The sequence below is a fragment of the Brevibacterium iodinum ATCC 49514 genome, from assembly GCF_900169265.1.
Classification (GTDB): Bacteria; Actinomycetota; Actinomycetes; order Actinomycetales; family Brevibacteriaceae; genus Brevibacterium; species Brevibacterium iodinum.
The window spans coordinates 77,894-103,263 of the sequence record NZ_FXYX01000004.1; the positions used below are offsets into that span (position 1 = coordinate 77,894).

Annotated in this window: 26 protein-coding genes and 1 pseudogene; 17 read left to right on the plus strand and 10 right to left on the minus strand. The window is 63.1% G+C overall.

Translation table 11 applies throughout. From position 1 onward, the window contains the following. The first annotated feature begins 156 nt into the window (after window positions 1–156). The 8 genes from BI49514_RS05115 to tpx all read left to right on the plus strand — a co-directional run bounded on the left by BI49514_RS05115 (window position 157) and on the right by tpx (window position 8,542). On the plus strand, window positions 157–2,097 hold the full coding sequence (locus BI49514_RS05115) for a S1 family peptidase (RefSeq protein WP_101544843.1): 1,941 nt from the start codon (window positions 157–159) through the stop codon (window positions 2,095–2,097). 264 nt (window positions 2,098–2,361) lie between these two features. Next, window positions 2,362–4,590, plus strand: coding sequence for a S1 family peptidase (locus BI49514_RS05120; RefSeq protein ID WP_101544845.1), 2,229 nt, complete (start codon window positions 2,362–2,364; stop codon window positions 4,588–4,590). Between the two features lie 135 nt (window positions 4,591–4,725). Continuing rightward, a complete protein-coding gene (locus tag BI49514_RS05125; protein ID WP_101544847.1) occupies window positions 4,726–4,941 on the plus strand; it encodes a hypothetical protein in 216 nt (71 codons plus the stop codon). 42 nt (window positions 4,942–4,983) lie between these two features. Beyond that, window positions 4,984–5,802 carry a thioesterase family protein gene (locus BI49514_RS05130; protein WP_101544848.1) on the plus strand — a complete coding sequence of 273 codons (819 nt, stop codon included), beginning with the start codon at window positions 4,984–4,986 and terminating at the stop codon, window positions 5,800–5,802. Window positions 5,803–5,909: 107 nt separating this feature from the next. Then, window positions 5,910–6,281, plus strand: coding sequence for a VOC family protein (locus BI49514_RS05135; RefSeq protein WP_101544850.1), 372 nt, complete (start codon window positions 5,910–5,912; stop codon window positions 6,279–6,281). A 55-nt stretch (window positions 6,282–6,336) separates the two neighbouring features. Further along, on the plus strand, window positions 6,337–6,855 hold the full coding sequence (locus BI49514_RS05140; protein WP_101544851.1) for a DinB family protein: 519 nt from the start codon (window positions 6,337–6,339) through the stop codon (window positions 6,853–6,855). 44 nt (window positions 6,856–6,899) lie between these two features. Further along, entirely contained in the window at window positions 6,900–7,907 is a 1,008-nt protein-coding gene (locus BI49514_RS05145) for a DUF368 domain-containing protein (protein ID WP_101544853.1), read from the plus strand. A 134-nt stretch (window positions 7,908–8,041) separates the two neighbouring features. After that, window positions 8,042–8,542 (plus strand): thiol peroxidase, encoded by a 501-nt coding sequence (tpx, locus tag BI49514_RS05150; RefSeq protein ID WP_101544855.1) that lies wholly within the window; start codon window positions 8,042–8,044, stop codon window positions 8,540–8,542. 144 nt (window positions 8,543–8,686) lie between these two features. On the opposite strand, the gene BI49514_RS05155 is transcribed toward tpx, so the two are convergent. Further along, complete coding sequence (locus tag BI49514_RS05155) at window positions 8,687–9,403, minus strand: PIG-L deacetylase family protein (protein WP_101544856.1); 717 nt, start codon at window positions 9,401–9,403, stop codon at window positions 8,687–8,689. A gap of 104 nt (window positions 9,404–9,507) precedes the next feature. Here BI49514_RS05155 and BI49514_RS16500 point away from each other — a divergent pair, with 104 nt between their 5' ends. Further along, window positions 9,508–10,170 (plus strand): hypothetical protein, encoded by a 663-nt coding sequence (locus BI49514_RS16500; RefSeq protein ID WP_167443939.1) that lies wholly within the window; start codon window positions 9,508–9,510, stop codon window positions 10,168–10,170. On the opposite strand, the gene BI49514_RS05165 is transcribed toward BI49514_RS16500, so the two are convergent. From BI49514_RS05165 to BI49514_RS05180, 4 genes are all read right to left on the minus strand, one after another. Continuing rightward, on the minus strand, window positions 10,140–11,375 hold the full coding sequence (locus BI49514_RS05165) for an NAD(P)-binding domain-containing protein (protein WP_101544859.1): 1,236 nt from the start codon (window positions 11,373–11,375) through the stop codon (window positions 10,140–10,142). The two genes, BI49514_RS16500 and BI49514_RS05165, sit on opposite strands and share 31 nt — an antisense overlap. A gap of 90 nt (window positions 11,376–11,465) precedes the next feature. Then, window positions 11,466–12,017, minus strand: coding sequence for a hypothetical protein (locus BI49514_RS05170; protein WP_101544860.1), 552 nt, complete (start codon window positions 12,015–12,017; stop codon window positions 11,466–11,468). A 296-nt stretch (window positions 12,018–12,313) separates the two neighbouring features. Beyond that, on the minus strand, window positions 12,314–12,943 hold the full coding sequence (locus BI49514_RS16300; protein ID WP_145996183.1) for a hypothetical protein: 630 nt from the start codon (window positions 12,941–12,943) through the stop codon (window positions 12,314–12,316). 159 nt (window positions 12,944–13,102) lie between these two features. After that, window positions 13,103–13,681, minus strand: coding sequence for an HhH-GPD-type base excision DNA repair protein (locus BI49514_RS05180; protein ID WP_101544861.1), 579 nt, complete (start codon window positions 13,679–13,681; stop codon window positions 13,103–13,105). 53 nt (window positions 13,682–13,734) lie between these two features. Here BI49514_RS05180 and BI49514_RS05185 point away from each other — a divergent pair, with 53 nt between their 5' ends. The 6 genes from BI49514_RS05185 to BI49514_RS05210 all read left to right on the plus strand — a co-directional run bounded on the left by BI49514_RS05185 (window position 13,735) and on the right by BI49514_RS05210 (window position 18,961). After that, entirely contained in the window at window positions 13,735–14,118 is a 384-nt protein-coding gene (locus BI49514_RS05185) for a YchJ family protein (RefSeq protein WP_244195074.1), read from the plus strand. Between the two features lie 195 nt (window positions 14,119–14,313). Then, window positions 14,314–14,793 (plus strand): DUF2087 domain-containing protein, encoded by a 480-nt coding sequence (locus BI49514_RS05190; RefSeq protein WP_101544865.1) that lies wholly within the window; start codon window positions 14,314–14,316, stop codon window positions 14,791–14,793. Window positions 14,794–14,852: 59 nt separating this feature from the next. Next, the gene (locus BI49514_RS05195; protein WP_101544866.1) at window positions 14,853–15,356 is read left to right on the plus strand and encodes a phosphoribosyltransferase; all 504 of its coding nucleotides are present in this window, start codon (window positions 14,853–14,855) and stop codon (window positions 15,354–15,356) included. A gap of 9 nt (window positions 15,357–15,365) precedes the next feature. After that, window positions 15,366–16,667: a carboxylesterase family protein gene (locus BI49514_RS05200; RefSeq protein WP_101544868.1), complete on the plus strand. Its 1,302-nt coding sequence runs from the start codon at window positions 15,366–15,368 to the stop codon at window positions 16,665–16,667. A gap of 102 nt (window positions 16,668–16,769) precedes the next feature. Further along, entirely contained in the window at window positions 16,770–17,879 is a 1,110-nt protein-coding gene (locus BI49514_RS05205) for a winged helix DNA-binding domain-containing protein (RefSeq protein ID WP_101544870.1), read from the plus strand. A gap of 35 nt (window positions 17,880–17,914) precedes the next feature. After that, entirely contained in the window at window positions 17,915–18,961 is a 1,047-nt protein-coding gene (locus tag BI49514_RS05210; protein WP_115614047.1) for a diacylglycerol/lipid kinase family protein, read from the plus strand. Here the strand turns inward: BI49514_RS05210 and BI49514_RS05215 are convergent. The 3 genes and pseudogenes from BI49514_RS05215 to pdxS all read right to left on the minus strand — a co-directional run bounded on the left by BI49514_RS05215 (window position 18,944) and on the right by pdxS (window position 22,014). Then, a pseudogene (locus tag BI49514_RS05215) lies at window positions 18,944–20,544 on the minus strand (helicase HerA-like domain-containing protein). The gene BI49514_RS05210 and the pseudogene BI49514_RS05215 overlap by 18 nt on opposite strands. 10 nt (window positions 20,545–20,554) lie before the next feature. Further along, a complete protein-coding gene (pdxT, locus tag BI49514_RS05220; protein ID WP_101544874.1) occupies window positions 20,555–21,136 on the minus strand; it encodes a pyridoxal 5'-phosphate synthase glutaminase subunit PdxT in 582 nt (193 codons plus the stop codon). After that, the gene (gene pdxS / locus BI49514_RS05225; RefSeq protein WP_101544876.1) at window positions 21,133–22,014 is read right to left on the minus strand and encodes a pyridoxal 5'-phosphate synthase lyase subunit PdxS; all 882 of its coding nucleotides are present in this window, start codon (window positions 22,012–22,014) and stop codon (window positions 21,133–21,135) included. Before pdxS ends, pdxT begins: the two co-directional genes overlap by 4 nt. A gap of 218 nt (window positions 22,015–22,232) precedes the next feature. Between pdxS and pdxR the strand changes: the two genes are divergently transcribed. Together pdxR and BI49514_RS05235 are read left to right on the plus strand one after the other, a co-directional pair. After that, entirely contained in the window at window positions 22,233–23,627 is a 1,395-nt protein-coding gene (gene pdxR, locus BI49514_RS05230) for a MocR-like pyridoxine biosynthesis transcription factor PdxR (protein ID WP_101544877.1), read from the plus strand. Next, a complete protein-coding gene (locus BI49514_RS05235) occupies window positions 23,624–24,013 on the plus strand; it encodes a hypothetical protein (protein WP_101544878.1) in 390 nt (129 codons plus the stop codon). Before pdxR ends, BI49514_RS05235 begins: the two co-directional genes overlap by 4 nt. Before the next feature lie 183 nt (window positions 24,014–24,196). Here BI49514_RS05235 and BI49514_RS05240 read toward each other — a convergent pair whose 3' ends face one another. Together BI49514_RS05240 and BI49514_RS05245 are read right to left on the minus strand one after the other, a co-directional pair. Continuing rightward, window positions 24,197–24,841, minus strand: a complete 645-nt coding sequence (locus tag BI49514_RS05240) for a 4'-phosphopantetheinyl transferase family protein (protein ID WP_101544880.1) — start codon at window positions 24,839–24,841, stop codon at window positions 24,197–24,199. 3 nt (window positions 24,842–24,844) lie between these two features. Continuing rightward, entirely contained in the window at window positions 24,845–25,303 is a 459-nt protein-coding gene (locus tag BI49514_RS05245) for a LapA family protein (RefSeq protein ID WP_101544881.1), read from the minus strand. Between the last annotated feature and the right edge of the window lie 67 nt (window positions 25,304–25,370).

Below are 25,370 nucleotides of genomic sequence, written 5' to 3' on the forward strand. Positions count from 1 at the left end.
CGACATTGATGGCTTTTGCATTGCGTCGTGATCAAACCGTAACCTTTCACACGGTTGGAAATCTGACACCGGAGACGCGAACCGCCGAATCGGCGCGAAGTCCGTTGACGGGGTCGGGCAATCGAAGCATCGACAACGATCAAGGGAATCAACCTTATGCAGAAGAAACTCGTGCAGAGTTCGCTGGCAATCAGTGCCGCTGCGGCGCTGAGCCTGAGCGGCGCGCTCGTCGCCTCACCGGCGATGGCTGACAACGCCCCGCAGAAGCTGGACCTCCAGAGTGAAGCCCACGTCCAGAAGGCACTTTCTGGTATCGAAGGCGTCAACGCCTACGGCACCGACGGCAGCGAGCTCAGCATCGGCGTTGCCAAGAAGACCGATGATGTCAAGAAGCTCGAAGAGAAGTACCAGAACATCAAGGTCACCGAGGGCGTCAAGGAACTGAAGCCCTACGCGAAGAATGACCTTGTCGGCGGTGCCGGCTACCTGGTCAAGGCAGGCGAGAGCGGCGGAGCCTGCTCGACCGGCTTCTCCGGCTGGGATGGAGACGGCAAGCCCGTCGTCCTCACCGCCGGTCACTGCTCGAAGATCATCAACGAGCAGACAAACGAGTTCGACGGCGACACCACGGTCGACCAGACCGAGAAGCCCTCGATCTCCGAGGCCAACGGCGGCGAAGGCTTCCAGGCCTCCGGCAGCGGCGTCATCGGCAAGTGGGGCTTCCACAACTTCGGCGGCGACCTCCTCGAAGGCGCCGACCAGAACAAGTGGCCTGAGCCCAGCGAGTCCGACATCGACTTCGCAGTCATCAACGTCGACGAGTCGAAGTACAACGTCAAGAACGGCATCACCGACTGGTCGACCGCCGATTCGGACGATCTGGCCAAGTCGACCACCGAGATCACCGAGGTCGGTGCGCACAAGGACGGCGCTATCAGCAAGTCCGGTCGTACCACCGGTAAGACCGAGGGCAAGGTTCTGCCCCGCTCGGAGTACGACTTCGATTACCAGAATGTCGGCGGTCGTTGGGTCCACGGATTCGGTGTGACTGCTCCGATCGACAAGCCCTTCTCGCAGCCGGGCGACTCCGGCGGCGGCGTCTACCAGGGCAACACCGCCGTGGGTGTCATCTCCGGCGGCGGCGACCTCGATGCGAACACCTCGTTCACCTGGGTTGCCGACCTGGACCACTCGCTCGAGGAGTCCGGCACGGACTTCAACCTCAAGAAGCCGGGCGAGGAGACCCCTGAGGCACCTGCCGCTCCGAAGGCCGAAGACCAGACCATCGAGCCTGAGGGCAAGGTCCAGGGCAAGGCCGAGGCTGGCGCCAAGGTCGAGGTCAAGTGGGAACCCGCTGAAGGTGCTCAGGCAGCCGAGAACGGTTCTGAGACCGTCACGGCTGACAAGGACGGAAACTTCTCCGTCGAGGGCCCCAAGGCCGAAGGCGACTACAACTTCACTGCGACTGCAACCGTCGATGGACAGGAGTCCAAGACGACCGAATTCGACGTGACCGTTGAGAAGGACGAGTCCGAGACCCCTGCTCCCGTCGGGCGTGAGATCAGCGTCGACCCCAAAGAGATCGCTGCTTCCGACTTCGTGAAGGAAGACAAGGGCGTGACGATCACGGTCAAGGGCTTCGACGAGGGCGAGAAGGTCAACCTCGAAGTTGCCAACGGGCCTGAAGGCGTCGAGGGCATCAAGCTGGACGAGACCGCCAATGAGAACGGTGCCGCCGCATTCTCGATCTACGGCACCAGCGCCGAGAACGCCGAGGCCTACCTCGGTAAGTACGACGTCGAGGTCACCGGCGCCAACGACACCGAGGACGAGTCGGCACTGACCGGTACGTTCGAGGTAGTCGCTGACGAAGACGGTTCCGGCGGCGGATCCGGCGGAGACGATGACGGCAACAACGACGGCGGCAATGCCGACGGCGGAGCCGGCGACGGAAACGACGATGACGGAAACGGTGACGGCGGTTCTGATTTGCCTCGCACCGGTGCCGAGCTGACCGGCCTTGCTGCCGGAGCCGGACTGCTCCTCGTGGGCGGAACCGCGGTCGTTTTGACGATGCGTCGCAAGAACAACAACTGAGTGATGTGAAGCCGACCGTCTGACGGTCTGCTGAACTCACCGACGGTGCCCCCGGTCTTCTGACCGGGGGCACCGTCTATTCATGGCGGCGGTCTCCCGGAAGATGCCGGCAAGTCACTTTGTACATCTGCTGAAGTTTCGGTCATTAAGTTCACAGTTTTGGACGTACTTTTTTGGTAGTTCCTGAGTGCGGCCCGTAACCTTATCGTGACTTAGGTCATCAACTTGTGACATTGATCCCTCAGAACAGAGAGACAACAACTTATGCAGAAGAAACTCGTACAGAGTTCGCTGGCGCTCACGGCGGCAACGGCGCTCGGCCTGGGCGGAGCGTTCGCTGCTTCTCCGGCCGTCGCTGACAACGGTCCGCAGAAGCTGAATGTGCAGAGCGATGCGGCTGTGCAGAAGACTCTGGACAAGGCGTCCGGTGTCAACGCATACGGCGCCAAGAACGGCAAGCTCACCATCGGTGTTGAAAAGGCCGACAAGACTACCAAGAAGCTTGAGCAGGATTTCTCGAACGTCAAGGTCGTTGAGGGAGTCAAAGAGCTGAAGGCCTATGCCGGCAACGACTTGGTTGGCGGAGCGGGTTACCTTCTCCAGGATGGCGGACCCGGCGGCGCCTGCTCGACCGGGTTCTCAGGCTGGGATGCTGATGGAAAGCCGATCGTTCTGACCGCTGGCCACTGCGCCAAGATCATCAATGAGGATACTTTCGAGTTCGAAGGCGACACGACTGTCGACGAAACCGAACAGCCTTCCACTGCCCCTGCGGTAGGCGGAAAGGGATTCAAGCAGACGGGGCTCGGTGCCATCGGCACATGGGGCTATAACAAGTTCGGTGGAGAACTCGTTCCTCCGGGTTCAAATGCTCAGCCCAATGAGGACGATATCGACTTCGCGATCATCAATGTCGATGCTTCGAAGTACAACGTCAAGACGGGTGTAACCGACTGGTCGACCGCCGGAGACGACGATCTCGCTGCGAAGCTCGCTACCGATATCACCAAGGTCGGCGCTCATAGTGAAGGCACCGTTCAGAAGGCCGGCCGAACCACCGGGCTGACTGAGAACGAGACTTGGACTGCCTACAACGAGCAATTCGACTTCGTCAATGTCAGCGGACGCTTCGTCCACGGCTTCGGCGTCAAGGCGCCGAAGGGTGATCCGTTCTCCGCGCCCGGAGATTCCGGTGGCAGTGTATTCCAGGGTGAGACTGCAGTCGGCGTCATCTCCGGTGGCGGCCCCACAGAGGACGAGGACGGCAATGAAGTCGACTTCAGCTGGATTGCCGACCTCGACTATTCGCTCGAGAAGTCCGGCCAGTCGATTTCGTTCGAGGACCCGAACGAGGAGCCTCCGGGTGATGATGAGGCAGAGGCTGACGCGTCGGCTGCTGCTGACGGTGAAGATGCAGATGCTTCGGCCGCTGCCGACGGTGAGGACGCAGATGCTTCCGCCGCGGCCGAGGGCGACGACGCAAACGCTTCCGACAACGCTGACGCCGACGCCAAGGAAGCTGATGCTTCGTCCGCTGCGGAAGGCGACGACGCTGAAGCTTCGGCCGACGCAGACGGAGCAGAGTCAGACGCTTCCGCAGCCGCTGATGGCGACAACGCCGATGCATCCGCTGCCGCCGACGGTAAGGATGACAAGGCCGATTCCGACGCTGACGGCGACGAGAAGCCGGAAGCTCCCAAGGTTGGAGACCAGACCGTCGTTGAAGGCGGAAAGATCACCGGTAAGGCCGCTCCGAACGCTGAAGTGAAGCTGACCTGGAAGGCCGCTGGCGATGCCCAGGCAGGTTCCGCTCAGGCTCAGGCCGCACCGGCTGAGGGCAGCGTCACGGTCAAGACCGATGCTGACGGAAACTTCTCCACCGAGGCTCCTGCCGAGGCTGGCGAATACGCCTACTCTGCCACGGTTACCGCTAACGGACAGACCTCGGAAGCAACCAGCTTCACGGTGACTGTCCAGGCTGCCGAAGCCGAGCGCAAGCTGACCGTCGAGCCGAAGGAGGTCGCTGCTTCGGACTTCGTGAAGGAAGACAAGGGCGTGCAGATCACGGCTGAAGGCTTCGAAGAGGGAGAGAAAGTGACCCTCAAGGTTGTCGACGGGCCTGAAGGCGTCAAGGACTATGAGATGACGCAGACCGCCAACGCTGAGGGAGTCGTCGGATTCTCGATCTACGGCACCAGCGCTTCGAACCCCGAGGCCTACCTCGGTAAGTACGACGTTCAGGTCACCGGCGCCAATGACACCGAAGACGAAGAAGCCCTCACCGGCTCCTTCCAGGTTGTTGCCGACGAAGACGGCAACGGCGGCGGCAACGATGGTGACGACAACGGCAACGATGATGGAAACGGTGACGGCGGCGGATCTGATCTGCCTCGCACCGGTGCCGAGCTGACCGGCTTGGCTGCCGGAGCCGGACTGCTCCTCGTCGGTGGAGCCGCTGTTGTTCTGACCATGCGTCGCAAGAAGAACAACTGAAGCACACTCTGACGGTCACTCGTTGACCGAATGAGGAAAGGTGCCCCTGACCAGCTGGTCAGGGGCACCTTTTCTATACTTGAATCACAGTCGAAGTTGATTAGTCCCGAGCCAATTGACGAAGGAGTCAAAACAGTGAGCCTTGAAGACGATCCAGTCGACTACCAGGTCACCGAAGCCGGCATCCTCCTCATTCGCCGAGGCGGCCGTACCGTCATGGAGCTCGGCGGAAAGAAGGCTGCCGCGCTCATCCCCGAGCTCGGCCGAGATGACGACACCGACCGGCACCTGTTGACACGGGCGACCGGAAACTATCGCCACGGCAACGAACAACAGTCTGGTCGGCATTGAATCTGGCTGGACGTTCGTTCAGTTGTTGGTACTGTATGTGATATGAGTCAATCGACCGTCAGTGAGTTCTCACAGGCCACCGCAGTCACCCGGCAAGGCGACCACAGCTTCACCGCCGAACTCGACGCGGGCTGGAAAGTCGCCGGAGCCGTCAACGGAGGCTACCTTCTCGGAGTCGCCGGTCAAGCCCTGCGCACCGTCAATCCGAACACCCCGGATCCCCTCGTCATCTCCACCTTCTATCTCGGACCGAGCAGAGAAGGTCTGGTCGACATCACCACGCGCACACTGCGCGAAGGTCGATCGACGGCGAGCTACGGCATCGAACTCTCCCAGAACGGGGCACCGACGATCTCGGCAATGGCCACGATGGGCAACCTCGGCGAGCTTCCCGATGATGTCGGCACGACAGCCACGCCGCCCCAGCTGCCCCCACCGGAAGAATGCGTCGGTGTCGCCGAAGCCAGCGAGGACTTCAAGAAGGCGGCGCCGCTCATCGAACGGTTCGATATGCGCCTCGACCCGGCCACCGCAGGATTCGCGGTCGGCAAACCCAGCGGTCGCGGGGTGTTGCAGGGCTGGATTCGGTTCGTCGACGGGACCGACCCGGACCCGCTGTCATTGCTGACTTTCCTCGACTCGTTTCCGCCGGTGATGTTCGACCTCGGTCGCTTCAACTGGGCGCCGACGATGGAACTGACCGCACACGTCCGCGCCCTGCCCGCTCCCGGCTGGATCAGCGCGCGACTGTCCACTCGGAACATCGCCGGCGGAATGTTCGAAGAGGACTGTGAACTGTGGGACTCGGCCGGTCGCCTCGTCGCTCAGTCGCGGCAGTTGGCGCGCCAGCCCCGCGGGTGACGCGACGATGACGGCGGATAACCGACCATGACGCCTTCGACTTGTCATGTCTGTGGGGTGCTCTAGAGTCGGGTCAGCACCTATCCGACTGCGAAAGGACCGCGCTCATGGCGTCGCTGGCATCTTTGAGCATCACCTTCGACTGCCTCGATGTGGAAGCACAATCGATCTTCTGGGCAGACCTCCTCGGTGCCGACATCGATCCCGGCGCCAACGAGTTCGTTGCGAGCATCGGGGGAGTTCACAACAGCGAGTCACCGACCCCGGGAATGCTCTTCCTCAAGGTCGACGAACGGGCAGAGGGGAAGAACCCGCTGCACATCGACCTCGACGATCCGCACTATCCGGCGGACGTCGACCGCGCAGTCTCCTTGGGCGCACATAAGCTCGCGTCTTTCGACGAATATGGGATCGAATGGACGACTCTGAAAGATCCCGAAGGAAATCTCTTCGACATCGGTCGGCGAAAACTAGACTGAGCCTCACACACCTGGTTCGAACATCAGGCCGTCTGCATGGTCAGAGAGGCTCAGCATGACCCTGCCATTGACCGATCCGAGCAACTCCCCGAACGAACGTCGTGGGCTCGAAGAATTCGTCGAGTACTTCCGACAGGTGGTCAGACGCAAGGTCGATGGGCTGACGCCCGAGCAGCTCGACCACACCGTGGCCTCATCGTCTCTGACGATCGGCGGCATCCTCCGCCATCTCACGCTCGTCGAGGAGAGCTGGTTCGTCGAAGTGCTGCAGGGCAGAGAGCTGGGGGAGCCGTGGTCGAGCGTCGATTGGAACAGCGACCGTGATTGGGACTTCGAGTCTGCGTCAGGGATGACCGCAGACGAGCTCCTAGCTGACCACGAGCAGGCCTGTGAGAAGTCCCGTGAAATCCTCGCCGAGGTGGCCGACCTTGACACGCTCACCGAACGAGGAGACCGTGACGGAGAGAAGTTCAACGTCCGGTGGATCCTCATCCATCTCATCGAAGAGTACGCTCGTCACGCAGGTCATGCGGACATCCTGCGCGAAGACACCGATGGTGAGATCGGCGACTGAGTCGCGACTCATCTGCACGGGGTGGATCAAATAGGCTGGAAGGTATGACGAACTCCCTGCCGACCGATACCGACACTGCGCCGAAGAGATCCAAAGCGCTCCTCCCGCTCGACCTGATCCGCGGCTTCCTCATCGGCAGTGCCGAACTCGTCCCCGGGGTCTCCGGAGGCACTATCGCCTTGGTCACCGGAGTCTACGACCAACTGATCGATTCCGCAGCGCACGTCGTTGCCGCGGCGAAGACCTTGGTGACCGGCCCCAAGCGTGTCAGCGGAGCACTGGCAGAACTGCGGCGCACCGACTGGTTCCTCGTCATCCCTGTTCTGTTGGGTATGGCCGCGGCAGTGATCACCATCGCCGGTGTCATGGAAGGCTTCGTCACCAGCAAACCCGAACTCTCGCGGGGTCTGTTCTTCGGTCTTGTCGCCGCCAGCATCGCGGTGCCGTTGAGGATGTTGCCGGCCCGTTCCTCACGGCAGCCCGTGCTCCTCGGCGTTCTGGCGTTCATCGCCGCCGCCGCTCTCGCGTTCTGGATGACGAGTCTGGCAGGTGGGGCAGACGTGGAGAATCCACCGCTCATCGCCGTCTTCTTCGTCGCCTCGATCGCCATCTGCGCACTTGTGGTGCCAGGAGTGTCCGGATCGTTCTTCCTGCTGGCAGTGGGTATGTACTCGACCACTCTGCGGGCCGTCGACTCCCGCGATTTCGGGTACCTCGGAATCTTCATGCTCGGCGCGATCCTCGGCCTGGCGGTCTTTGTCAACATCCTGAAATATTTCCTGCACAACCACCGGTGGTGGGCCCTCATCGTCATGGCAGGACTGATGTTCGGTTCCCTCCGCGCGCTCTGGCCGTGGCAGTCATCTGCAGAGGTGGGCGCCGACGGCGAAGAACACGGAGCGGGCGGCCTGCTTGCTCCCGTCGATCCGGTACTCGGTCCGATCCTGCTTGCGGTCCTTGGCGCTGCTGTTGTCGTCATCCTCATCGTCGTCGAGGCGAAATCTGCATCATCGAAGGATGAGGCCGGCGGCGCCGATTCCTCTGGGGCGTGAGCATCGGTAAACCGGCACTCAGCTGATCGAAGGGCGGTCGAGCGCCCGGTCCATGGTGATCGGGTTCGCCTCGGCGGCAACTCACGTAGAGTGAGAGCGACAGCAGTCAGCTTCGAAGAAGGAGAGAGTCAAGCATGGCCAACACAGCATTTCAGGGATCTCCGGTCAAGACCGTCGGCGAACTGCCAGCCAAGGGCGAGCAGTCTCCGGCATTCAGCCTCGTCGGCAGCGACCTCGGCGATGTGAACTCCCAGGACCACTCGGGCAAGCGCGTCGTGCTCAACATCTTCCCCAGCCTCGATACGGGCGTGTGCGCCGCCTCGGTGCGCAAGTTCAACGAACTCGCCGCGGGTCTGGAGAACACCACCGTTCTCTGCGTGTCCAACGACCTTCCGTTCGCCCAGGCTCGCTTCTGCGGTGCCGAAGGCATTGAGAACGTCGTCATGGCATCGGGATTCCGCAGCTCGTTCGGCAAGGATTTCGGCGTGACCATGGTCGATGGCCCGCTCGCCGGTCTGCTTGCACGGTCCGTCGTCGTCCTCGATGAGAAGGGCACCGTAACGTACACGCAGCTCGTCGACGAGATCACGACCGAACCAGACTACGATTCGGCAATCGCGGCTCTGGGAGCCTGACCTCTCCGCGGGCCGATGGCAGACCGGCGAAGTACGAACCGGGCGGGACGCACACGCGTCCCGCCCGGTTGTTCTATATCAGCAGCGCGCCGGTCGAGGTGGTTCGGAGCGCCGGCTGCTGACGAGGAGCAACTGGCGAAGTGCTCACATCTCGACGACTGTGATCGGCAGGGCATAGTCGACTCCGGCGAGTTCTCCACCGCTCGTGGCGATGCTGGGGATCATATCCTTCGGCGCCGGATGATCGCCGAGGGCGTCCAAATAGACCTTGTGTGCCTCAAGCGATCGCACACCACGGTTGACGTGCTCCGCGGTAAGCGCCACGGCGTGGGTGGGCTGGGCACCATTGATGAGCAGCCGATCTGCCTTCCACGCTTCAAGCCCCTCGTCCTTGAGATCGGTGAAGACCCAGGGATTGTCCGCATCGCGAATAGCGTCGACGGTGGCAACTCCGGCGTGGCGGTGGTCGACATGATTGAGCCCCCACTGCACTTGGAGGTCGAAGGTGGTCACGACAACCGCATTCGGGCGGAACTCGCGGATCTTTCGCGCGATTGCCCGACGCAACTCGTGCGTGGGTTCCAGCAGACCATCCGGGAAGTCGAGGATCTCCAGATCGTCGACGCCGACGATATTGCATGCCCGACGCTGTTCCTCGGCGCGCAGCGGTGCCACTTCCTCCGGGCTCATGTCCCGAATTCCTGCTTCTTCTAGGGTGAGCAGAAGATAAGCGACTTCTTTTCCCTCATCGGTCCACTTCGACACGGCTGCCGAACCCCCGTATTCCATATCGTCAGGGTGGGCGACCACGCAGAGCACACGGTTGATATCGGAGTCATCGAAAAGCGGGATCTCAGTCATAAGTTCAGGCTAGGTGCCAGTCGACGCTTGCGCCAGAGACCGGGGACGACCGGAAGATTGGGTACGATGTGGAGGACCTCCCGATCGAGTGAAGGCAGACGATGATGACCAGACCACTCGTAGCGGTGACGCTGGCCCTGGGGCTGACTCTCAGCGGATGTTCGGCATTCCGGGTCACCAGCTCCGAAGATGCAGGGTCCAAGCCGGCGAATGTGGGAATCGGCGACGGGCAGTCACCTTCGCCGACGGGAACCGGCCCGACGATTCCCGACGGGATGAGCGAGACCACTGTCGACCTGGGTGGGCAATGTCCCGTGGAAGTCAGTTTGGCCTTGGGTGCCGACTGGGCGGATGGGTCCGGTTACGACGGCTATCGGCTCTATGAAGCCGAATCAGGCGCAATTATCACTGTCAACTGCATCGATGACGACGAGTCGTCTCCTCAAGAATTGGTGGACAAGGCGCGGGAGAGGATGTTCAGCACCTCGGGATCGTCCATGACCAGTGAGTCCACCGGATCACTCAGCGGTGGAGAGTACTGGGTCTTCCACGGCGCACTGGCACCCGATGACATGCGAGCTGTCGACAAAGAGGACTCCGTGATGTTCGGTGCAGTTGCCGGAATATCTGTCGATGGCAGGCTTTTCAAGGTCAGCGTCGACATGCTTGCGCAAGCCGATGACACAGAGGCTCGAGGCCAGTTCCGACAGATGCTGCCGACGGTCCGCTTTGGCGATCAGGTGCTCAAAGCCCCGGACTTGCGCTGAGGATGCCGACTGCGAGACATGCGTTTGAGCAGTTCTCGGGCCGCTATCCTTCCGGCCCTGGTCGCGCCGACCGTGGAACTGGCTGATCCGTAGCCGACGAGGAACAGCCGTGGATCGTCCTTGACCGCGACCTCGGTTTCCATGGAGATTCCGCCATCAGGTGTGCGCAAGCGCAAGGGTGCAAGGTGTTTGAGTGCCGCTCGGAACCCGGTGTTCCAGAAGATCACGTCGACCTCTTCGACACGGGGTTCGTCGAACGGCGCCCATGATTCGGGTACTGCCAGGTGGTCGCTGGCCGAAGGGCCCAAGCCTTCAGAAGTGGGCGGCAGCTCGGTGTCGCCGAGTCCGGGGAAGTGGACGCCGTGGTGAAGGATGCGGTCGAACATGCCTCGAGACACCAGGACTCCCGAGTCGATTCCTTCCCCGAACTCCCGGCGGATCGGCAGTCCTGTCGTGCGGACGACGCTGGCTGGGGCCAGACCGGACAGAGTTCGTTCGCGAACGGCTCGTTCGACCTCAAGTCCCCATTGGCCGTCGAATTCCCTGGACGTGAAGTTCGGGGGACGGCGTGTGGCCCAAAGAGTGTCGGTCACCTCGGCGAGTTCGAGGAGAAACTGCGTGGCGGAGATTCCGCCGCCGACGACGAGCGTGCGCAGTCCCCGGAAGTCCTCGACGTCACGGAAGTTCACGGTATGCAGCTGGTGGCCCTCGAACTCCGCGATGCCGGGGACGAAGGGGACGTAAGGCTGGGTCCACGTGCCGGTTGCATTGATGAGGTAGTCGCTGGAGAGCGTCACGTGTTCACCGTCGATGGTGGCAGTGATGGTGAACCGTCCCTGTCCGGGCTCTTCGGACCGGACGGTGTCCACTTCAGCCGGGCGGATGACGCAGAGTTCGAGTTCGCGTTCGAAGCGGGAGTAGTAATCGGAGACGACCTCCGAGGCGGGGACGTTCGGGTCGGGACGTCCGAGCGGAAACCCAGGCAGGTCAGAGATGTGGTTGGTGGTGCCCAGGGTCAATGAGTCCCACCGTTCTCGCCAGGCACCACCGGGTCCGTCTCCGGCATCGAGGATGATGAAATCTTTGCCCGGGGCGAGGCCGTCGCGCCACAGGTAATGTGCGGCGGACAGTCCCGCCTGGCCCGCGCCGATGATGACGATAGGCCAATGAGAGTCGATCAGGAGCTCGTTGATTCGGCACACCATGGGGCCATTGTTTCAGGTTTCTCTCGTCAAGGGCTCACAGATCATGGCCGGGCGATGGGCCGAGCCTTACCGACTGAGAATGTCACGGCCTCATCGGGCAGATCGGGCACAGTCCGGCCCGCGGGGATTGGAATAGCAGTCTTCGTCGACAAGGTAGCGGTGATATCGGTAGACCTCGATGCCGATGTCGTTGCTGGCGACGTGAGCGAATCCGTCGATGGGGAGCCAGGGGCCGCCGTCGACCGAGAATTCTCCGCTGAATGTCGCGGTCATCGACGCCGATACTTTGCCGGATTCTTGGTATTCGTGTCCGATCTGGGGTGTGCCGCCGGGCAGTGGCTTCGCCCCCTTCGCATTAGTGGTCGTGCCCGAGCCGTCTCCGAAGTCCCAGTTGAAACGCTCTGGGGTGACTTTGACCTTGACGGCATAGGTCAGCAGGGTCATGTCGATATAGCTGACGTCGATGTCCGTCCAGAAGGCCGCCGGTTTGCCGACGACAGCCCAATCCTTCGGCCAGGCGTAGATTGTGGGAGCCGGTATGTCGAAATTCTGGAATTGCGATTCTGGGATGTGCGTCGGGGGATCGGGCCGAGCCGGAGCGCCGCCACCGCCCCCTCCGCCACCGGGGCCGGGCTCACTCACACACAGATAACCGACCTCTTCCGTCGGGCAGTCAGGCTGTCCGCCGCCTCCTCCGCCGGCGCCACCTCCGCCCCCGGATCCACCGCCGCCGCTGCCGTTGCCGCCTCCACCAGAGCCGCCACCTCCGGAGCCTCCGCCGCCGGAGTCGCCCCCGCCAGGAGATGGCTGGGGTGCAGGGGGTTCTACAACTTTGCACTTCTTTAAGCTGAGTGCACTACATCCTGGCCCGGATTGGACACCGGCAGACGGACCAAAACCGCTGAGCATGATCAGACAGAGTAGAGAAGCTATAAGGCCTATTTGCCGCAAGGCGTACTCCACAAGCTCTGAGACTCGATTTTCCAATCGCTGTTATCCAGCTCAGCAAGAAACCTGACTCGGAGTGGTTCGGGTTCCTGATCAGGTAGTGACTCTCCAACACCCACCTCTGCAAAATTGGAATTATCAAGGCAGGTGAGAACTACGACTTCGTCTATTCCTGAACCTACGTCTTGAATTACTCGATCTTCAATGCGGAACTCGCCTGCCATGTGCTTTTTATTCTTCTTGAGTTCCTTGGAATCCTGTTTAAGGGTTTCAAGCGCTTCCCCTTTTGCTGCGCCATCAATATTTTCAGTTTTCTTTCCGCCGCTTGAAAACGCCTCGTTCAATGTCGTCACATATTCATCCAACGCCACCAAGGCGCCCTCGACGGCCTTCTTTTCCTCTTTGTCGAGGTCAAGGTCTGTTTCGTAGTCGGGGATGGCCACCTCGGCGGGATTATCGGTCGACCCTCCGCCCGGCTGCTGTGCGGGCAGGGTCGACGTCGGTGCGGCTACCGGCGAGTTGTCGGCACAGCCGACAACCGCGACCAAACTCAGCGCGGATAAAACGGCAACGAATAGTTGGGCAGGTCGACGATACGGTCGGGACGATCCAGTTCTCATTCCACGCCTCTGTGGTCTGCAACTGCGGCGCGACCCCGTCGGCCGACACCCGGATTCCCTACATTATTCGACAGGCACGCTTTTTAGAACAGGCGAAGTCCAATCTGTGGATAACTCACGCCCGAGTGTGTGGGAGTACCGACCATTCGGCGACTGCGGCTACTTGTTCGCGGCCTTCGCCGCGGCCTTCTGCTGCTTCTTGAACGCACGCACCTCTTGCAGAGTGACGTCATCGACGACGTCGGCGATCGAACGACGGGCGTCCGCGTCACCATAGGCACCGGCCGCCTCCTGCCAACCTTCGGCCTGGAGTTCGAACTGCTTGCCGAGCAGCGCCAGGAAGATCTTGGCCTTCTGATCACCGAAACCGGGCAGCTTCTTCAGACGTTTGAGGACCTCAGCACCGCTGGGATCACCCTCAGTCCAGATCGCCTCGGGATTCCCGTCGTAGTCGTCGATGATGGCTGCCGCGAGCTTCTGCACGCGTCCGGCCATCGACTTCGGAAACCGGTGCACCGCGGGAGTCTGCGCGAAGACATCGAGGAAATCATCCGGATTCATCTCTGCGATCTCGTCGATATCGAGCTTGCCCATCCGTCCAGCGAGCTTCGCCGGACCCGCGAAGGCACTCTCCATGGTCACCTGCTGGTCGAGCAGCATTCCGACGAGCAGAGCGAAGCGGTCTTCGGCCAAGAGTTCATCGGCCTTCGGGTCTCCAGACAGGAACAGTGAAGTCATGTCCCCATCTTCGCACGCCGCATACGGCTGTCCACGCCCGCTATCATCGACAGATGACCTGCCCCTGCTCCGGAATGCCTCCCGGCACCGCCTACGACGACTGCTGCCGCCCAGCCCTCGACGGTGAAACCTGGCCCACCACCGCCGAGGCGCTGATGCGCTCCCGTTACACCGCCTTCGTCCGAGGCAACGAAGACCACCTCTTACGCACCTGGCATGCCAAGACCCGACCCGACGATGTCGGCGTCGATGACGCCACCACGTGGCTCGGCCTCGAAATCGTGTCCACCACGGGCGGGGGAATCGACGATGCCACCGGCACCGTGCACTTCCGTGCGCGATTCCGGGACCACCTCGGCGATCATGTCCTCGAAGAGAACTCCTCCTTCGTCCGCAGAGCCGGACGGTGGATGTACCTCGAAGCGCTCGAGAGCTGACAACCGGCATCTGCTTCGAACGCTGACCACTGTGTCTATACTGGTGTTCGGCGCTTCCAACGCCCAGCCGAGGTCGTGTTCCCAGCACACCGACCGCATGGCGAAGGGGAGAGAATCCTCGGACGAAACCGGCACGGTGATTTCCTGACCAGGTTTCGTGCTGGGGGAGACTTGGTCGCTTGAGGAAGTGACACCATGACCAAGGACAAGGATTTCAAGAAGCTCGTTCGCACGCGGATGACCGAAACCGGTGAGAACTACACCACGGCCCGCGCCGCGCTGGTCGCCGCGAACCAGGGGCCAGGATCCAACAGAGATTCCCGCACCGAATCCGTCATCGCCCCGGAGATCGCACGGTTTCGGGCGAAGACACTGAAGACGTTCATGCCGGACGGCCACATCGTCGCCATTCCGACGAAACGACGCGCCCTCGTGCTCGTCCTCATCGAGGTCCTCGCCGCCCTCGACCCGGACCAGGTCTACGACGAGAAACGGCTCAACGGCATCCTCGGTGAATTCCATCCGGACTTCGCCCTGCTGCGTCGCGAACTCATCGACTACCGCCTACTCGAACGCAATGCCCACACGGGGGAGTACTGGGTCAACCCGAACCCGCCCACCCATACCGGATCGCAGGCGCAGGAGATGGCCGGGCTCCAGGTTTTTCTGCGCTGAACCGGCGACAGCGTATCCTTGAAGCTCGAACCACAAAAGGGCAGACACGAGGAGCATCCATGGCCTATCACGCCGATTCGACCGATCTCGACGAAAAAGAGATTCTCAGCTGGGACATGTTCGGCCGATCGGCGCGTGAGATGGCGCAGACCATCGCGGATTCCGACTACGATCCCGAGATCGTCATCGCCGTAGCCCGCGGTGGGCTGCTGCCCGCCGGAGCACTGGCCTATGCGCTGGGGCTCAAGCTCTCGGACGCCATCAACGTCGAGTTCTACACCGACGTCCACGAGACCCTGCCCGACCCCATCCTGCTCGCCCCGATGCTCGACGTCGAAGCGATCAAGGGCAAGAAGCTGCTCGTCGTCGATGACGTCGCCGACTCCGGCCGCACCCTGGCCCTCGTCCTCGAACTGCTGCGCAAACACGGCGCGGAAGCCCAGTCGGCCGTCATCTACGCGAAGTCCGCATCGATCATCGACCCGGACTTCGTGTGGAAGCGCACCGATCAGTGGATCGTCTTTCCCTGGTCGGCCGAACCCCCGGTCGAACCCAGCAAGTGAGCTGACCAAATGGAGGAGACACGGGACATTGCGGCCCCGTGCGGACGCGTGCGCGCCTACGTCAGCGATGACGTGATCCGCGCACGGGGCATCCGCTATGCCCGTGCAGGGCGTTTCCTCCCTCCCGTCGATGAACCTCCGGTGGACTTCATCGACGGCGGTCAACCGGGCCCGGCAAGCCCGCAGCTGCGCCGCGACCCGAACGCCGGAATGACCTTCGACCAGCTCGGCGGGCTGCCCATCAGCGAAGACTGTCTGCGCGTGAGCGTGACCATGCCGAAGGACACCACCACCGAGGCGGGGCTTCCCGTCCTCGTCTGGATCCACGGCGGAGCCTACGTCGCCGGTGCCGGGGACGCGGAGATCTACGATCCGCACGCCCTGGCAGCCGAGCAGAACATCATCGTCGTCTCCGTGACCTACCGCCTCGGCGTCCTCGGATACCTCGGAACCGGCCGAGACGAACACCTCAACCTCGGAGTGCTCGACCAGATCTCTGCCTTGCGCTGGGTGCAGAAGAACATCTCCGCCTTCGGCGGCAACCCGGACAACGTTACGATCGCCGGGCAAAGCGCCGGAGCAGACGCCTGCGCCCACCTCATGATCGCCGAAGGCACCGCTGGACTCTTCCATCGTGTGCTCATGGCCTCAGCACCCTTGGGGCTTGCCGGCGGCACCGACGCAATGAACTGGGCGATGGGGAAAGTCGCTGCGAAGATCGACTCTGAAGCCGGCGTCGACGAGATCCTCCGCGCACAGGAGGAGGTGCACAAGGCCGCCCTCGTCGGGGGTCTGCATGCCGGAATGTGCTTCGGAGTCCGCTACGGTCAGTACCCTTTGCCGTCACGCTCGAAGGCAGCCGAGGCCTGGGCGGAAGTCGCCCCGAAATTCGACGTCCTCATGACCCGCACGGAACGGGAGATGGCGTTCTTCGCCGGTTTCGTTCCCGCACTGCGTCGCCTCCACGACCGCACCCTGACCTCCCCGATGCTCGAATCCCTCATCTCCGGAATCACGTCGGCGGTCTACACTCGGGCCGGACGCGAATTCTACGACCGCCACCGGATGTCCGGCGGTCAAGGCGCCCGCCTGCTCATCGTCTCCCGCGGCGACGACAGCTTCTTCGACGCCGCGCATTCGGGAGACCTGCCGCTGATCTTCCCCGGCGAGATCTGGCACGATTCCTTCCTCGACTACGGTGCGACCACCGATATCGCCGGTCCCGAGCTGCGCCGGGTCTGGGGAGAGTTCGCCTCCTCGGGCATACTGCCGCGAGTGCGGGTGCCCGGACTCATCGACATCATGGGCTGAACGATTCGACTGCACGATTGCCGTCTGCGATCCCTGTCTGCGAACCCAGTGCTGTCGCCTTTTCACAACCGCCGTGTCACCGGCGTGCACTACCGTTGGACCATGGACGCTCATCAGATCTCGGCAGCCCGTCTGATCTCCCAGGGACTCATCGGACCTCCACCCGAGTCACCGACAGGAACCGACCTCTCAACCGCCGGCGCAGTCGTCGAGCATCTCGGCTGCGTCCAAGCCCAAGCTCTCGGCGGTGCACTGGTCTCCATCGCCCTGCGCCTAGGACCGGGTGTCACTGACGGTGTGGCCGCGGTCCGTGCTGCCATCGATTCCGGAGAGATCGTGCGTTCCTGGACCCAGCGCGGCACCATCCATCTGACTACGGCCAAGGACCTCGGGTGGATCCTCGGCCTCACCGGGGCACGGATCATGAAAGCCACAGCCAAGCGGCGCGAGTATTTCGGCATCACCGACACCATGCTCGATACTGCAGCGGAACTCGCCACAGCGGCCATCCGGGACCGGGGACCGCTGACGCGCGAAGAGCTCCTCGAAGCCTTCGCTCCCATCGGCGCCGGAGACGAATACGGTCACGCCCGTCACCTCATCACGTCACTGGCGCTGCAGAACATCATCGTCCAAGCGCCCTTGATCGAGGGCAAAGATGACATGAAATATGTGCTCACCGCCGATTGGGTGCCCACACCCACAGACCTGGACACCGAGGCGGCCGACCAGGAATGGATGAGACGCTTCGTCACCAGCCACGGACCGGTCACGGTCGATGACGCGACACGGTGGACGGGACTGCCGAAGACGAGAATGAGAAAGGCCATCCACGCCGGAATCGATGCCGGAGAGATCGCGAGCACCGACATCGACGGCACCGACTACGTCCATGCCCCGGATCTGGAGGACCGACTGGCCGAATGGGAGACGGCAGCGCAGGAGACCATGCTGCTGCCGGGATTCGACGAGATCATCCTCGGGTACAAGGACCGCAGCGCCACACTCGACCCTGCGAATGAGAAACTCGTTGTGCCCGGAGGCAATGGAATGTTCAAGAACACGGTGGTGACCGGCACCCGTGCACGCGCGACCTGGAAACGATCACCCCGCAAGACCGGTCCGCGAGTCCGCGTCGACACCTTCCCAGGGGAGAGAGTTGACCTCGAGTCCGTCGAATCGGTGAGTGCAACCCACCCGGCCTTCGTCTGAGCACGCAGAGACGACCGACGGTGGACGATCGCCACATGCCACCCACACAGTGGTCCGGCCAGGTGGGTGAAGGCGACCGACCGGCGTCGCCTGCGGGCCGAGTTGCCGTCGGGATCGTCCTCAATCCCAAACATCCAGCGACCCTGCGATCGTATGCCGAGCTTGTGCCGGAACTGCGCAATGCCGGCGCGCACTACCGAAGCATGACCACCAGCGTCGACCGTTCCGGTCGGTGGCAAGCCGAACGGCTCGTCAAATGGGGCGCCGAGATCGTCATCATCCTCGGTGGCGACGGCACCATTCGAGCGACAGCGCCGGTACTCGCCGAGGCGGACATCCTGACGTTTCTCGTCCCGACCGGGACCGCGAACGTGCTCAGCCGCCATATCGGCCTCCGATCCTCCCAGCACGCCATCGACCATTGCGTGCACACGATCGCGTCGATCAGCCGTGGCGAAAGGCCGGACCTCCGGAACGTTCCGATCAATGTTGCGGAGTTCCAGACGGCCGACGGCGCTCGGCATCGCAGTAACTTCATCTGTCTCGCAGGAATCGGGGGAGATGCCCGGGCCGTCGCCCACCACCGTGCCTCGCTCGGGCTGCTCGGCTACGCCTGGGGAGCCGCGCGGGCCCTCTTCGCCGCGGACTTCACCGCGAACACGTGGAACACCGCAAGCATGAGGGACGCCGCAAGAGCGGAAGACACCGCAAACACAGGGGAGGGAACCGCCTCGGCGCCGGTGTGGTCGGTGATGGCGTCGAAGGTCGCTCGTCCTGCAGGACCCATCGCCGTGTTCCCCGAAGCGCACATCGATGCTCCGACCTTCTCCAGGCTCACCGTCGGCCCGTTTCCGCACTCACCCATGGCGCGGTGCCGAGCCTGGGCAGGAACCGCCGCGGCATGCCTGCAGGGCAGACCGGACGCCCACCCGCTCATGAACTATCGGCGCACGACCGAGGTGACGGTCACCGTCGAGTCACCGGTACCGGCACAACTCGACGGAGACCTCATCGGCGACTGCCTGGAACTGCGGGTGGCCGCCGGTGAGGAGACACTGCGGGTATCAGCGCCGGCGTCGTGAGGTGCCGAAGATGCCGCGTGCGATCTCGCGTGCCGCGGTCCTTGTGAACTGTTTGAACGCCGAGGACTTCACGACCCGGGACAACAGGTTCTCGTCGTCGTTCTTCGCCGACTTCCTCCCAGAGCCACCGGACTCCTCCGGGAAATCGATCTTGTCCGCTGAGGCGTCGCGACCCTGACTCTCGCCGGGCGCATCGGCAGGAGCTGACTTCTGTTCCTCGGCGTGAGCTTCTGACCCGCCTTCGAGGCGCTTGGCGAGGATCTCGCGGGCGGATTCGTTGTCGATCGCGGTGCCGTACTTCTCATGCTGGGGCGACTCCGCCACAGCCGCTTTGATCTCGTCCTCGCTCATCGGCCCCATCTTCGACTCCGGGGCTCGCATTCGCGTCGGTGCCACCAGGGTCGGAGCACCATCGGGGTCCATGACGGTGACCACGGCTTCGCCGATGCCGAGTGACGTGAGCAGCTCTTCGAGGTCGTAGTCGGACTTCGGGAAGGTCTGCACAGTCGCTTTGAGTGCCTTCGCGTCGTTGGGTGTATGTGCCCGCAGCTGGTGCTGGATGCGCGAACCCAACTGTGCGAGCACATCTTCGGGAACATCCTTCGGCGTCTGCGTGACGAAGAAGATGCCGACACCCTTCGAGCGGATGAGCCGCACCGTCTGCGTCACCGACTGGAGGAAGGCCTTCGACGCGCCGGCGAAGAGCAGGTGGGCTTCGTCGAAGAAGAACACAAGCGAGGGCTTGTCCGGGTCGCCGACCTCAGGCAGGTCCTGGAACAGGTCGGCCAGCAGCCACATGAGGAACGTGGAGAACAGGGCCGGCGACTGACTGAGTTTCTGCAGTTCGAGTACAGAGACGATTCCGGCGCCGTTGTCGTCGGTGCGCAGCAGATCAGCGGTGTCGAATTCCGGTTCGCCGAAGAAAACGTCGCCGCCCTGGGCGGCGAGTTCGGAGATTTTGCGCAGGATGACGCCGACGGTGGCCTTCGACGCTCCGCCGATGCCTTCGAGATCGGCTTTCCCTCATCGGAGGTGAGGAAGGTGAGGACGGCTTTGAGATCGGAGAGGTCGAGCAGCGCCAGACCTGCCTGATCGGCATAGTGGAAGACCAGAGAGAGGACGGATTCCTCAGTGTCGTTGAGTTCGAGCACCTTTGCCAGCAGGATCGGCCCGAACGAGGTGACCGTCGCTCGCAGGGGAGTGCCGAGCCCCGAATCACCCAGAGTGCAGAACTCGGTCGGATTGGGCCGCGACTGCCAGTCCTGACGGGCGGCATCGAGGCGCTTGCGCAGCTTGTCGGATTCGACGCCGGCGGCGCCGATGCCCGAGAGAGCGCCCTTGATATCAGGAGCGAACACGGGCACTCCGGCCCGGGACAGCTGCTCGGCGAGTACCTGCAGGGTCACGGTCTTACCGGTTCCCGTGGCACCGGCGACGAGGCCGTGCCGATTGAGCATGGACAACGGAATGGAGATCGGGGTCTCCTTCGAGGGTTCTTCACCGTCCAGGGCGACCCCAAGATCGAGTGTCGCGCCGTCGACGGTGTATCCGTCTCTGAGTGTCTGCAACGCCTGCTCAGTCATGAGTCAATCTTTACGCAGCGGCACCGAGCTGGTGGAGGAATTCTGCGTGGATTCGTCCGTCCGTGCCCAATTCCGGGTGGAAGCTGGCACCCCAGACCGACCCCTGCCGGACGCGGACGGGTACGTTGTCGTGACGGGAGAGCACCTCGGTGCCGGGCCCGAGCTCGAGGATCTGCGGGGCCCGAATGAATGTGCCCTCGACCGGTTCGTCCAGCCCGCGTACGGTCAGCGGGGTGGTGAAGGACTCGCGTTGACGACCGTAGGCATTGCGGGCCACGGTGACATCGAGCCCGCCGAGGCGGTCATACCCACCCAGCGAATCGTCGCTGAGCCGGTCGGCCAGGAGAATGAGTCCGGCACAGGTGCCGAAGACCGGCAGACCGTCGGCCATGCGTTCGCGCAGAGTCGCGAAGAGATCCGTGCCGGCGGCGATGCGCACCATGGCCGTGGACTCACCACCGGGCAGAATGAGCGCATCGAGGCCCGCGAGGTGTTCGGACTTGGTGACTTTGAGGGTGTCGGCCCCCAGGGAGCCGAGCATGAGCAGGTGCTCACGGAAGGCTCCCTGGAGGGCGAGGACGCCGACTCTCACCAGCCGCGCTCGGCCAGGCGGTGCGGTGCGGGGACGTCGGCGACGTTGATGCCGACCATCGCATCGCCGAGTCCGCGGGAGGCGTTGGCCACGGCCTGCGGGTCATCGAAGTGCGTGGTCGCCTCGACGATGGCTTTCGCGCGGGCCTCCGGGTTGCCGGACTTGAAGATGCCGGAACCGACGAAGACACCGTCGGCGCCGAGCTGCATCATCATCGCTGCATCTGCAGGGGTGGCGATGCCGCCGGCGACGAAGGTCACGACGGGCAGACGACCGAGGCTGGCGACCTGCTTGACCAGGTGGTACGGGGCGGCGATCTCCTTGGCCGCGACGTAGAGCTCGTCTTCGCTCTTCGCTCCCAGCGCACGGATCTCTGAGTTGATGGTGCGCAGGTGGCGCATCGCCTCGGAGACGTCGCCGGTTCCTGCCTCGCCTTTCGAGCGGATCATCGACGCGCCCTCCTGGATCCGGCGCAGAGCCTCACCGAGGTTGGTTGCACCACAGACGAACGGCACCTTGAAGACGGACTTGTCGATGTGGTTGACGTAGTCGGCGGGGGAGAGGACCTCTGATTCGTCGATGTAGTCGACACCGAGCGTCTCGAGGATCTGAGCCTCGACGAAATGTCCGATGCGGGCCTTGGCCATCACCGGGATGGACACGGCGCTGATGATCGAGTCGATGAGGTCGGGGTCGCTCATCCGGGCGACTCCACCCTGTGCGCGGATGTCGGCGGGGACGCGTTCGAGGGCCATGACGGCGGAAGCACCGGCCGCCTCGGCGATGCGTGCCTGCTCTTCGTTGACGACATCCATGATGACGCCGCCTTTGAGCATCTGAGCCAGGCCGGTGTTGAGCAGGGTCTGTGTTTCGGTCATTGTGGTGTAGATCCATTCACTGTCGCGGAGTCGATCCGGGTCGCCACGGGGAACAGAACAGAGGGATCTCTGTCTGCTGCCGGAGGTCGGAGGGATCGTGGTTCTTCGGGGTGAACGGCCGTTCTCGACCAGCCTAAGCCGATGAGTGGCTCATTGAGAGAGCCAGTAATATGCAAGTATTTTAGGCCAGATGAACGTGATCGCTCTAGGATCGACTCATGGTCACGAAGGCACAGGACGGCACTCAGGCCGAGGGCATCGCTCTGCCGGTGAACGTCGACAAGGGGCTGTCGACTCCGTTGCCGGATCAGCTCACTCAGGAGCTGCGTCGTCTGATCTCGGACGGGACTCTGCGGCCGGGGGATGCGGTGCCGTCAAGCCGTCGGTTGGCCAAGCATCTCGGAATCTCTCGCGGCAGTGTGGAGACAGCGTATGCGCAGCTTGCCGTGGAGGGATTCCTCATCGCCGCCGAGCGTTCGGCCACGCGGATCAATCCCGACCTGCCCGCCGCCTCGACGACGGTGGGCTCCAAACACCGAGTTCCGGACTCGCCGAGGCGGCGCCTGCGCAACTATGTCGACCTGCGCCCGGGGTTCGGCGGTGACTATCCTCTGCGCGAGCCGGCCTTTCGCAGGGCCTGGAGGGAATCACTCGACCTCGACCCGGGCCCGATCGATCCCTTGGGTCAGCCCCGAGCCCGGTGGGCGATCGCCGACTATCTGCGGCTGACTCGTGGGATGGCCGTCGACCCCGACGAGATCATCCTCACCAGCGGGTCTCGCGATGGTTTGCGGCTGCTGTTGAGTCTCGGAGTCTCCGGATCCATCGCCGTGGAGAATCCCGGTTTCCCGGGTCTGCGCCAGGCGATGACCGACCAACACCTCGTGCCCCTGGACTTGGTCGGCTCTTCGCCGGCACCGGCCGATGTGTCTGCGGCCGTCGTGACACCGAATCACCAGTTCCCGCACGGAACACCGATGCCGGTCGACCAGCGTGCCCGCCTGCTGAATTGGGCGGCTCGGGGAGACGTCCTCATCGTCGAGGACGACTACGACAGTGAGGCCCGCTTCACCCGCACAGTGCTGCCGACCCTCTTCGACCTCGCATCATCGACTGGCAGCAGCGCTCAGGTCGTCCACATCGGTACCTTCTCCGCTCTGCTGACCTCGGCCGTATCGACCGGATACGTCATCGCTCGCGGACCGATCTCGGAGGAGCTCATGAGCCTGCGCGCGGCACTCGGACCGGCGTACTCTCCGATCCTGCAGATGGCCATCGCCTCCTACCTCGGCTCCGGTGGGCTGCGTCGCCGCATCTCCCGGGGACGGCGGCGACTCCGGGCCGCCGAGGAGGTCGTGTCCGAGATCGGCCCGATCCCCGGTCTCGTCCACGAGGGACGCACCCTCGTCATCGAAACGTCTCAGACACAGGCTGCAAGCTTGTTGATGGACCTGGCCGAGCGCGGCATCCTCGTCGCCTCGTTGGCTCGCGGCTGGACCGGTGGTGACGAGATTCGACACGGTCTGGTCATCGCCCATTCGAACGTCGAGGCCTCTGTGCTGCGAAAGGCCCTGGGAGAGGTGAAGACCCTGTTGAGTAGGATTCAGTCATGAGGAATTCCGGATTTGCAGTCGACGGCATCATCAAGCTGCTGCTGGCCGTGCTCGGCTTCATCTTCATCGGCGGGCTCGAGGACTTCTTCCTCGCCCCACGCTGGTTGGTCATCACCGCGCTGGTGCTGCTCTTCCTCAGCGCCGCCACCCAGATCTCCTATGCCGTGACCAAGGGGGAGAAGCGCTACCTGAAGTTCCCGATGGTCTTCGACGCGCTTCTCATCGTCACGGTCGTCGTCGGCCTCATCCTCGCCGCTGCGAGCAACCCCGCTGGCGCCTGGATCCTCTTCGGGCTGGTCGGAGTGGGCTCGTTGGGCATCGCTGTGGTCTTCACGACCGGCGAGAACGGCCCCTCGTTCAGCGAAGACGAGCCGCAGAGTTCCTGACCGCTGCCGCACGCCGCTCTCCGCCGATCAAGCTTTCCCGCACGGCGTTCTCCACCGATCAAGCGTTCCCGCAAGCCGCTTTCCGCCGATCAAGCGTTGGCGCACATTCGTGGACGTCTACGGGTACATATCCGCGGCAGCGCTTGATCGGCGGGGAATTCTCGCTGTGGTGTGACGGTGCGGTCAGCGGTTGAAGGCGATGGCCGCGATATGGCCGTCGGGAATGCCGGCCTCGAGATCGTGGATGTCGACATCCGGATGCGGTGAGTTCGGTTCCGGCCCGGCGCCGATGTAGTCGAGACCGGGGTCGCGAGCCAGGCCCGTGCTCAACGCCTTGAGAAAAGCTTCGGTGCGCGCCCACACACGGACGAAGCCGGCAGCGAAGGCGTCATCGGGAAGTGCTTCGAGCTCAGCGCGTTCTCTTTCATGGAGCAGCTGCCACGCCTCCAGCGCGACTTCTCGCTCGGGGATCGCTTCGACGTCGAGTCCGACCGGATCTTCGGAGACAGAGACGAGGACGAGGCGACGAGACCTGGACACCGAGAACTCGCACTCGTCGTGACGCGGTTTGCCCGCCGAATCGAGACGGATCTCGATGGCAGCGGGATCCTGATCCAGATGCGCCCCGAGCACATGGCGGAGGACGACACGGCCCGCAGACCAGGTAGCGGCCGCCTCGGCGTCGAATTCCTTCGCATAGTTGCGTTCCTGCTCGGTTAGCACGGAATCGTCCTCCCGCGCCCAGGCCGCTTCGGCCGAGGTATCGGCGAGGATGAGGGTGACGGGCAGCTCGGTGGGCAGTTCGGTGAAGCTGGGGTGATGCGCCATCGATCAGCGGCCCAGGGCCTTGTTGATCTTCTTCAGTTTGCGGTTGAGCACGTAGATCCGCACCGAACCGATGATTCCGGCGATGAGGATGCCGCCGATCGCGGCGAAGAGCATCGCCACGCCCAGGGGCAGTTCGAACTGCCAGCCGAAGTACTTGAACTCGGCCGGAACATTGTTCTGCAGAATGAAGATGAGCAGCAGGACGACGATGAGGGCGCCGAGGATGAGGGGGCCCCACATTCCCGCCGACATTCCGGATCCGGCCTTCGTCGACGGCAACTCACCAGTGTGTCCCGTCGGAGGCTGAGTCTGCTCACGCTGCTCGTGCGGGGGAATCTCCCGGGTCTTGTCCACCGCAGCTGTCTCGCCTGTCGCGGGAGTATCGCTGCCGAGGACTGAATCGGTTTCGGCCAGGAGCTCTTCGGGCGTCTGCGAATCGCCACGCGGGTCTTGAGTACTCATGTGCCCATCATATCTGCTGATGGGGCGCATGAGGCGGGTTTGCAGAAAGAGTCCCGGCAGCGGCTGC

What these genes read in the sequence shown, in the direction of transcription:
- BI49514_RS16300 (WP_145996183.1), bottom strand. Translation starts at nt 12,943, where the DNA reads ATGAGAACTGGATCGTCCCGACCGTATCGTCGACCTGCCCAACTATTC.
- BI49514_RS05200 (WP_101544868.1), top strand. Translation starts at nt 15,366, where the DNA reads ATGGAGGAGACACGGGACATTGCGGCCCCGTGCGGACGCGTGCGCGCC.
- BI49514_RS05140 (WP_101544851.1), top strand. Translation starts at nt 6,337, where the DNA reads ATGACCCTGCCATTGACCGATCCGAGCAACTCCCCGAACGAACGTCGT.
- pdxR (WP_101544877.1), top strand. Translation starts at nt 22,233, where the DNA reads ATGGTCACGAAGGCACAGGACGGCACTCAGGCCGAGGGCATCGCTCTG.
- BI49514_RS05145 (WP_101544853.1), top strand. Translation starts at nt 6,900, where the DNA reads ATGACGAACTCCCTGCCGACCGATACCGACACTGCGCCGAAGAGATCC.
- BI49514_RS05190 (WP_101544865.1), top strand. Translation starts at nt 14,314, where the DNA reads ATGACCAAGGACAAGGATTTCAAGAAGCTCGTTCGCACGCGGATGACC.
- BI49514_RS05165 (WP_101544859.1), bottom strand. Translation starts at nt 11,375, where the DNA reads ATGGTGTGCCGAATCAACGAGCTCCTGATCGACTCTCATTGGCCTATC.
- BI49514_RS05195 (WP_101544866.1), top strand. Translation starts at nt 14,853, where the DNA reads ATGGCCTATCACGCCGATTCGACCGATCTCGACGAAAAAGAGATTCTC.
- BI49514_RS16500 (WP_167443939.1), top strand. Translation starts at nt 9,508, where the DNA reads ATGACCAGACCACTCGTAGCGGTGACGCTGGCCCTGGGGCTGACTCTC.
- BI49514_RS05235 (WP_101544878.1), top strand. Translation starts at nt 23,624, where the DNA reads ATGAGGAATTCCGGATTTGCAGTCGACGGCATCATCAAGCTGCTGCTG.
- BI49514_RS05155 (WP_101544856.1), bottom strand. Translation starts at nt 9,403, where the DNA reads ATGACTGAGATCCCGCTTTTCGATGACTCCGATATCAACCGTGTGCTC.
- BI49514_RS05185 (WP_244195074.1), top strand. Translation starts at nt 13,735, where the DNA reads ATGACCTGCCCCTGCTCCGGAATGCCTCCCGGCACCGCCTACGACGAC.
- BI49514_RS05180 (WP_101544861.1), bottom strand. Translation starts at nt 13,681, where the DNA reads ATGACTTCACTGTTCCTGTCTGGAGACCCGAAGGCCGATGAACTCTTG.
- BI49514_RS05120 (WP_101544845.1), top strand. Translation starts at nt 2,362, where the DNA reads ATGCAGAAGAAACTCGTACAGAGTTCGCTGGCGCTCACGGCGGCAACG.
- BI49514_RS05135 (WP_101544850.1), top strand. Translation starts at nt 5,910, where the DNA reads ATGGCGTCGCTGGCATCTTTGAGCATCACCTTCGACTGCCTCGATGTG.
- BI49514_RS05205 (WP_101544870.1), top strand. Translation starts at nt 16,770, where the DNA reads ATGGACGCTCATCAGATCTCGGCAGCCCGTCTGATCTCCCAGGGACTC.
- BI49514_RS05245 (WP_101544881.1), bottom strand. Translation starts at nt 25,303, where the DNA reads ATGAGTACTCAAGACCCGCGTGGCGATTCGCAGACGCCCGAAGAGCTC.
- BI49514_RS05210 (WP_115614047.1), top strand. Translation starts at nt 17,915, where the DNA reads ATGCCACCCACACAGTGGTCCGGCCAGGTGGGTGAAGGCGACCGACCG.
- pdxS (WP_101544876.1), bottom strand. Translation starts at nt 22,014, where the DNA reads ATGACCGAAACACAGACCCTGCTCAACACCGGCCTGGCTCAGATGCTC.
- BI49514_RS05115 (WP_101544843.1), top strand. Translation starts at nt 157, where the DNA reads ATGCAGAAGAAACTCGTGCAGAGTTCGCTGGCAATCAGTGCCGCTGCG.
- tpx (WP_101544855.1), top strand. Translation starts at nt 8,042, where the DNA reads ATGGCCAACACAGCATTTCAGGGATCTCCGGTCAAGACCGTCGGCGAA.
- BI49514_RS05240 (WP_101544880.1), bottom strand. Translation starts at nt 24,841, where the DNA reads ATGGCGCATCACCCCAGCTTCACCGAACTGCCCACCGAGCTGCCCGTC.
- BI49514_RS05130 (WP_101544848.1), top strand. Translation starts at nt 4,984, where the DNA reads ATGAGTCAATCGACCGTCAGTGAGTTCTCACAGGCCACCGCAGTCACC.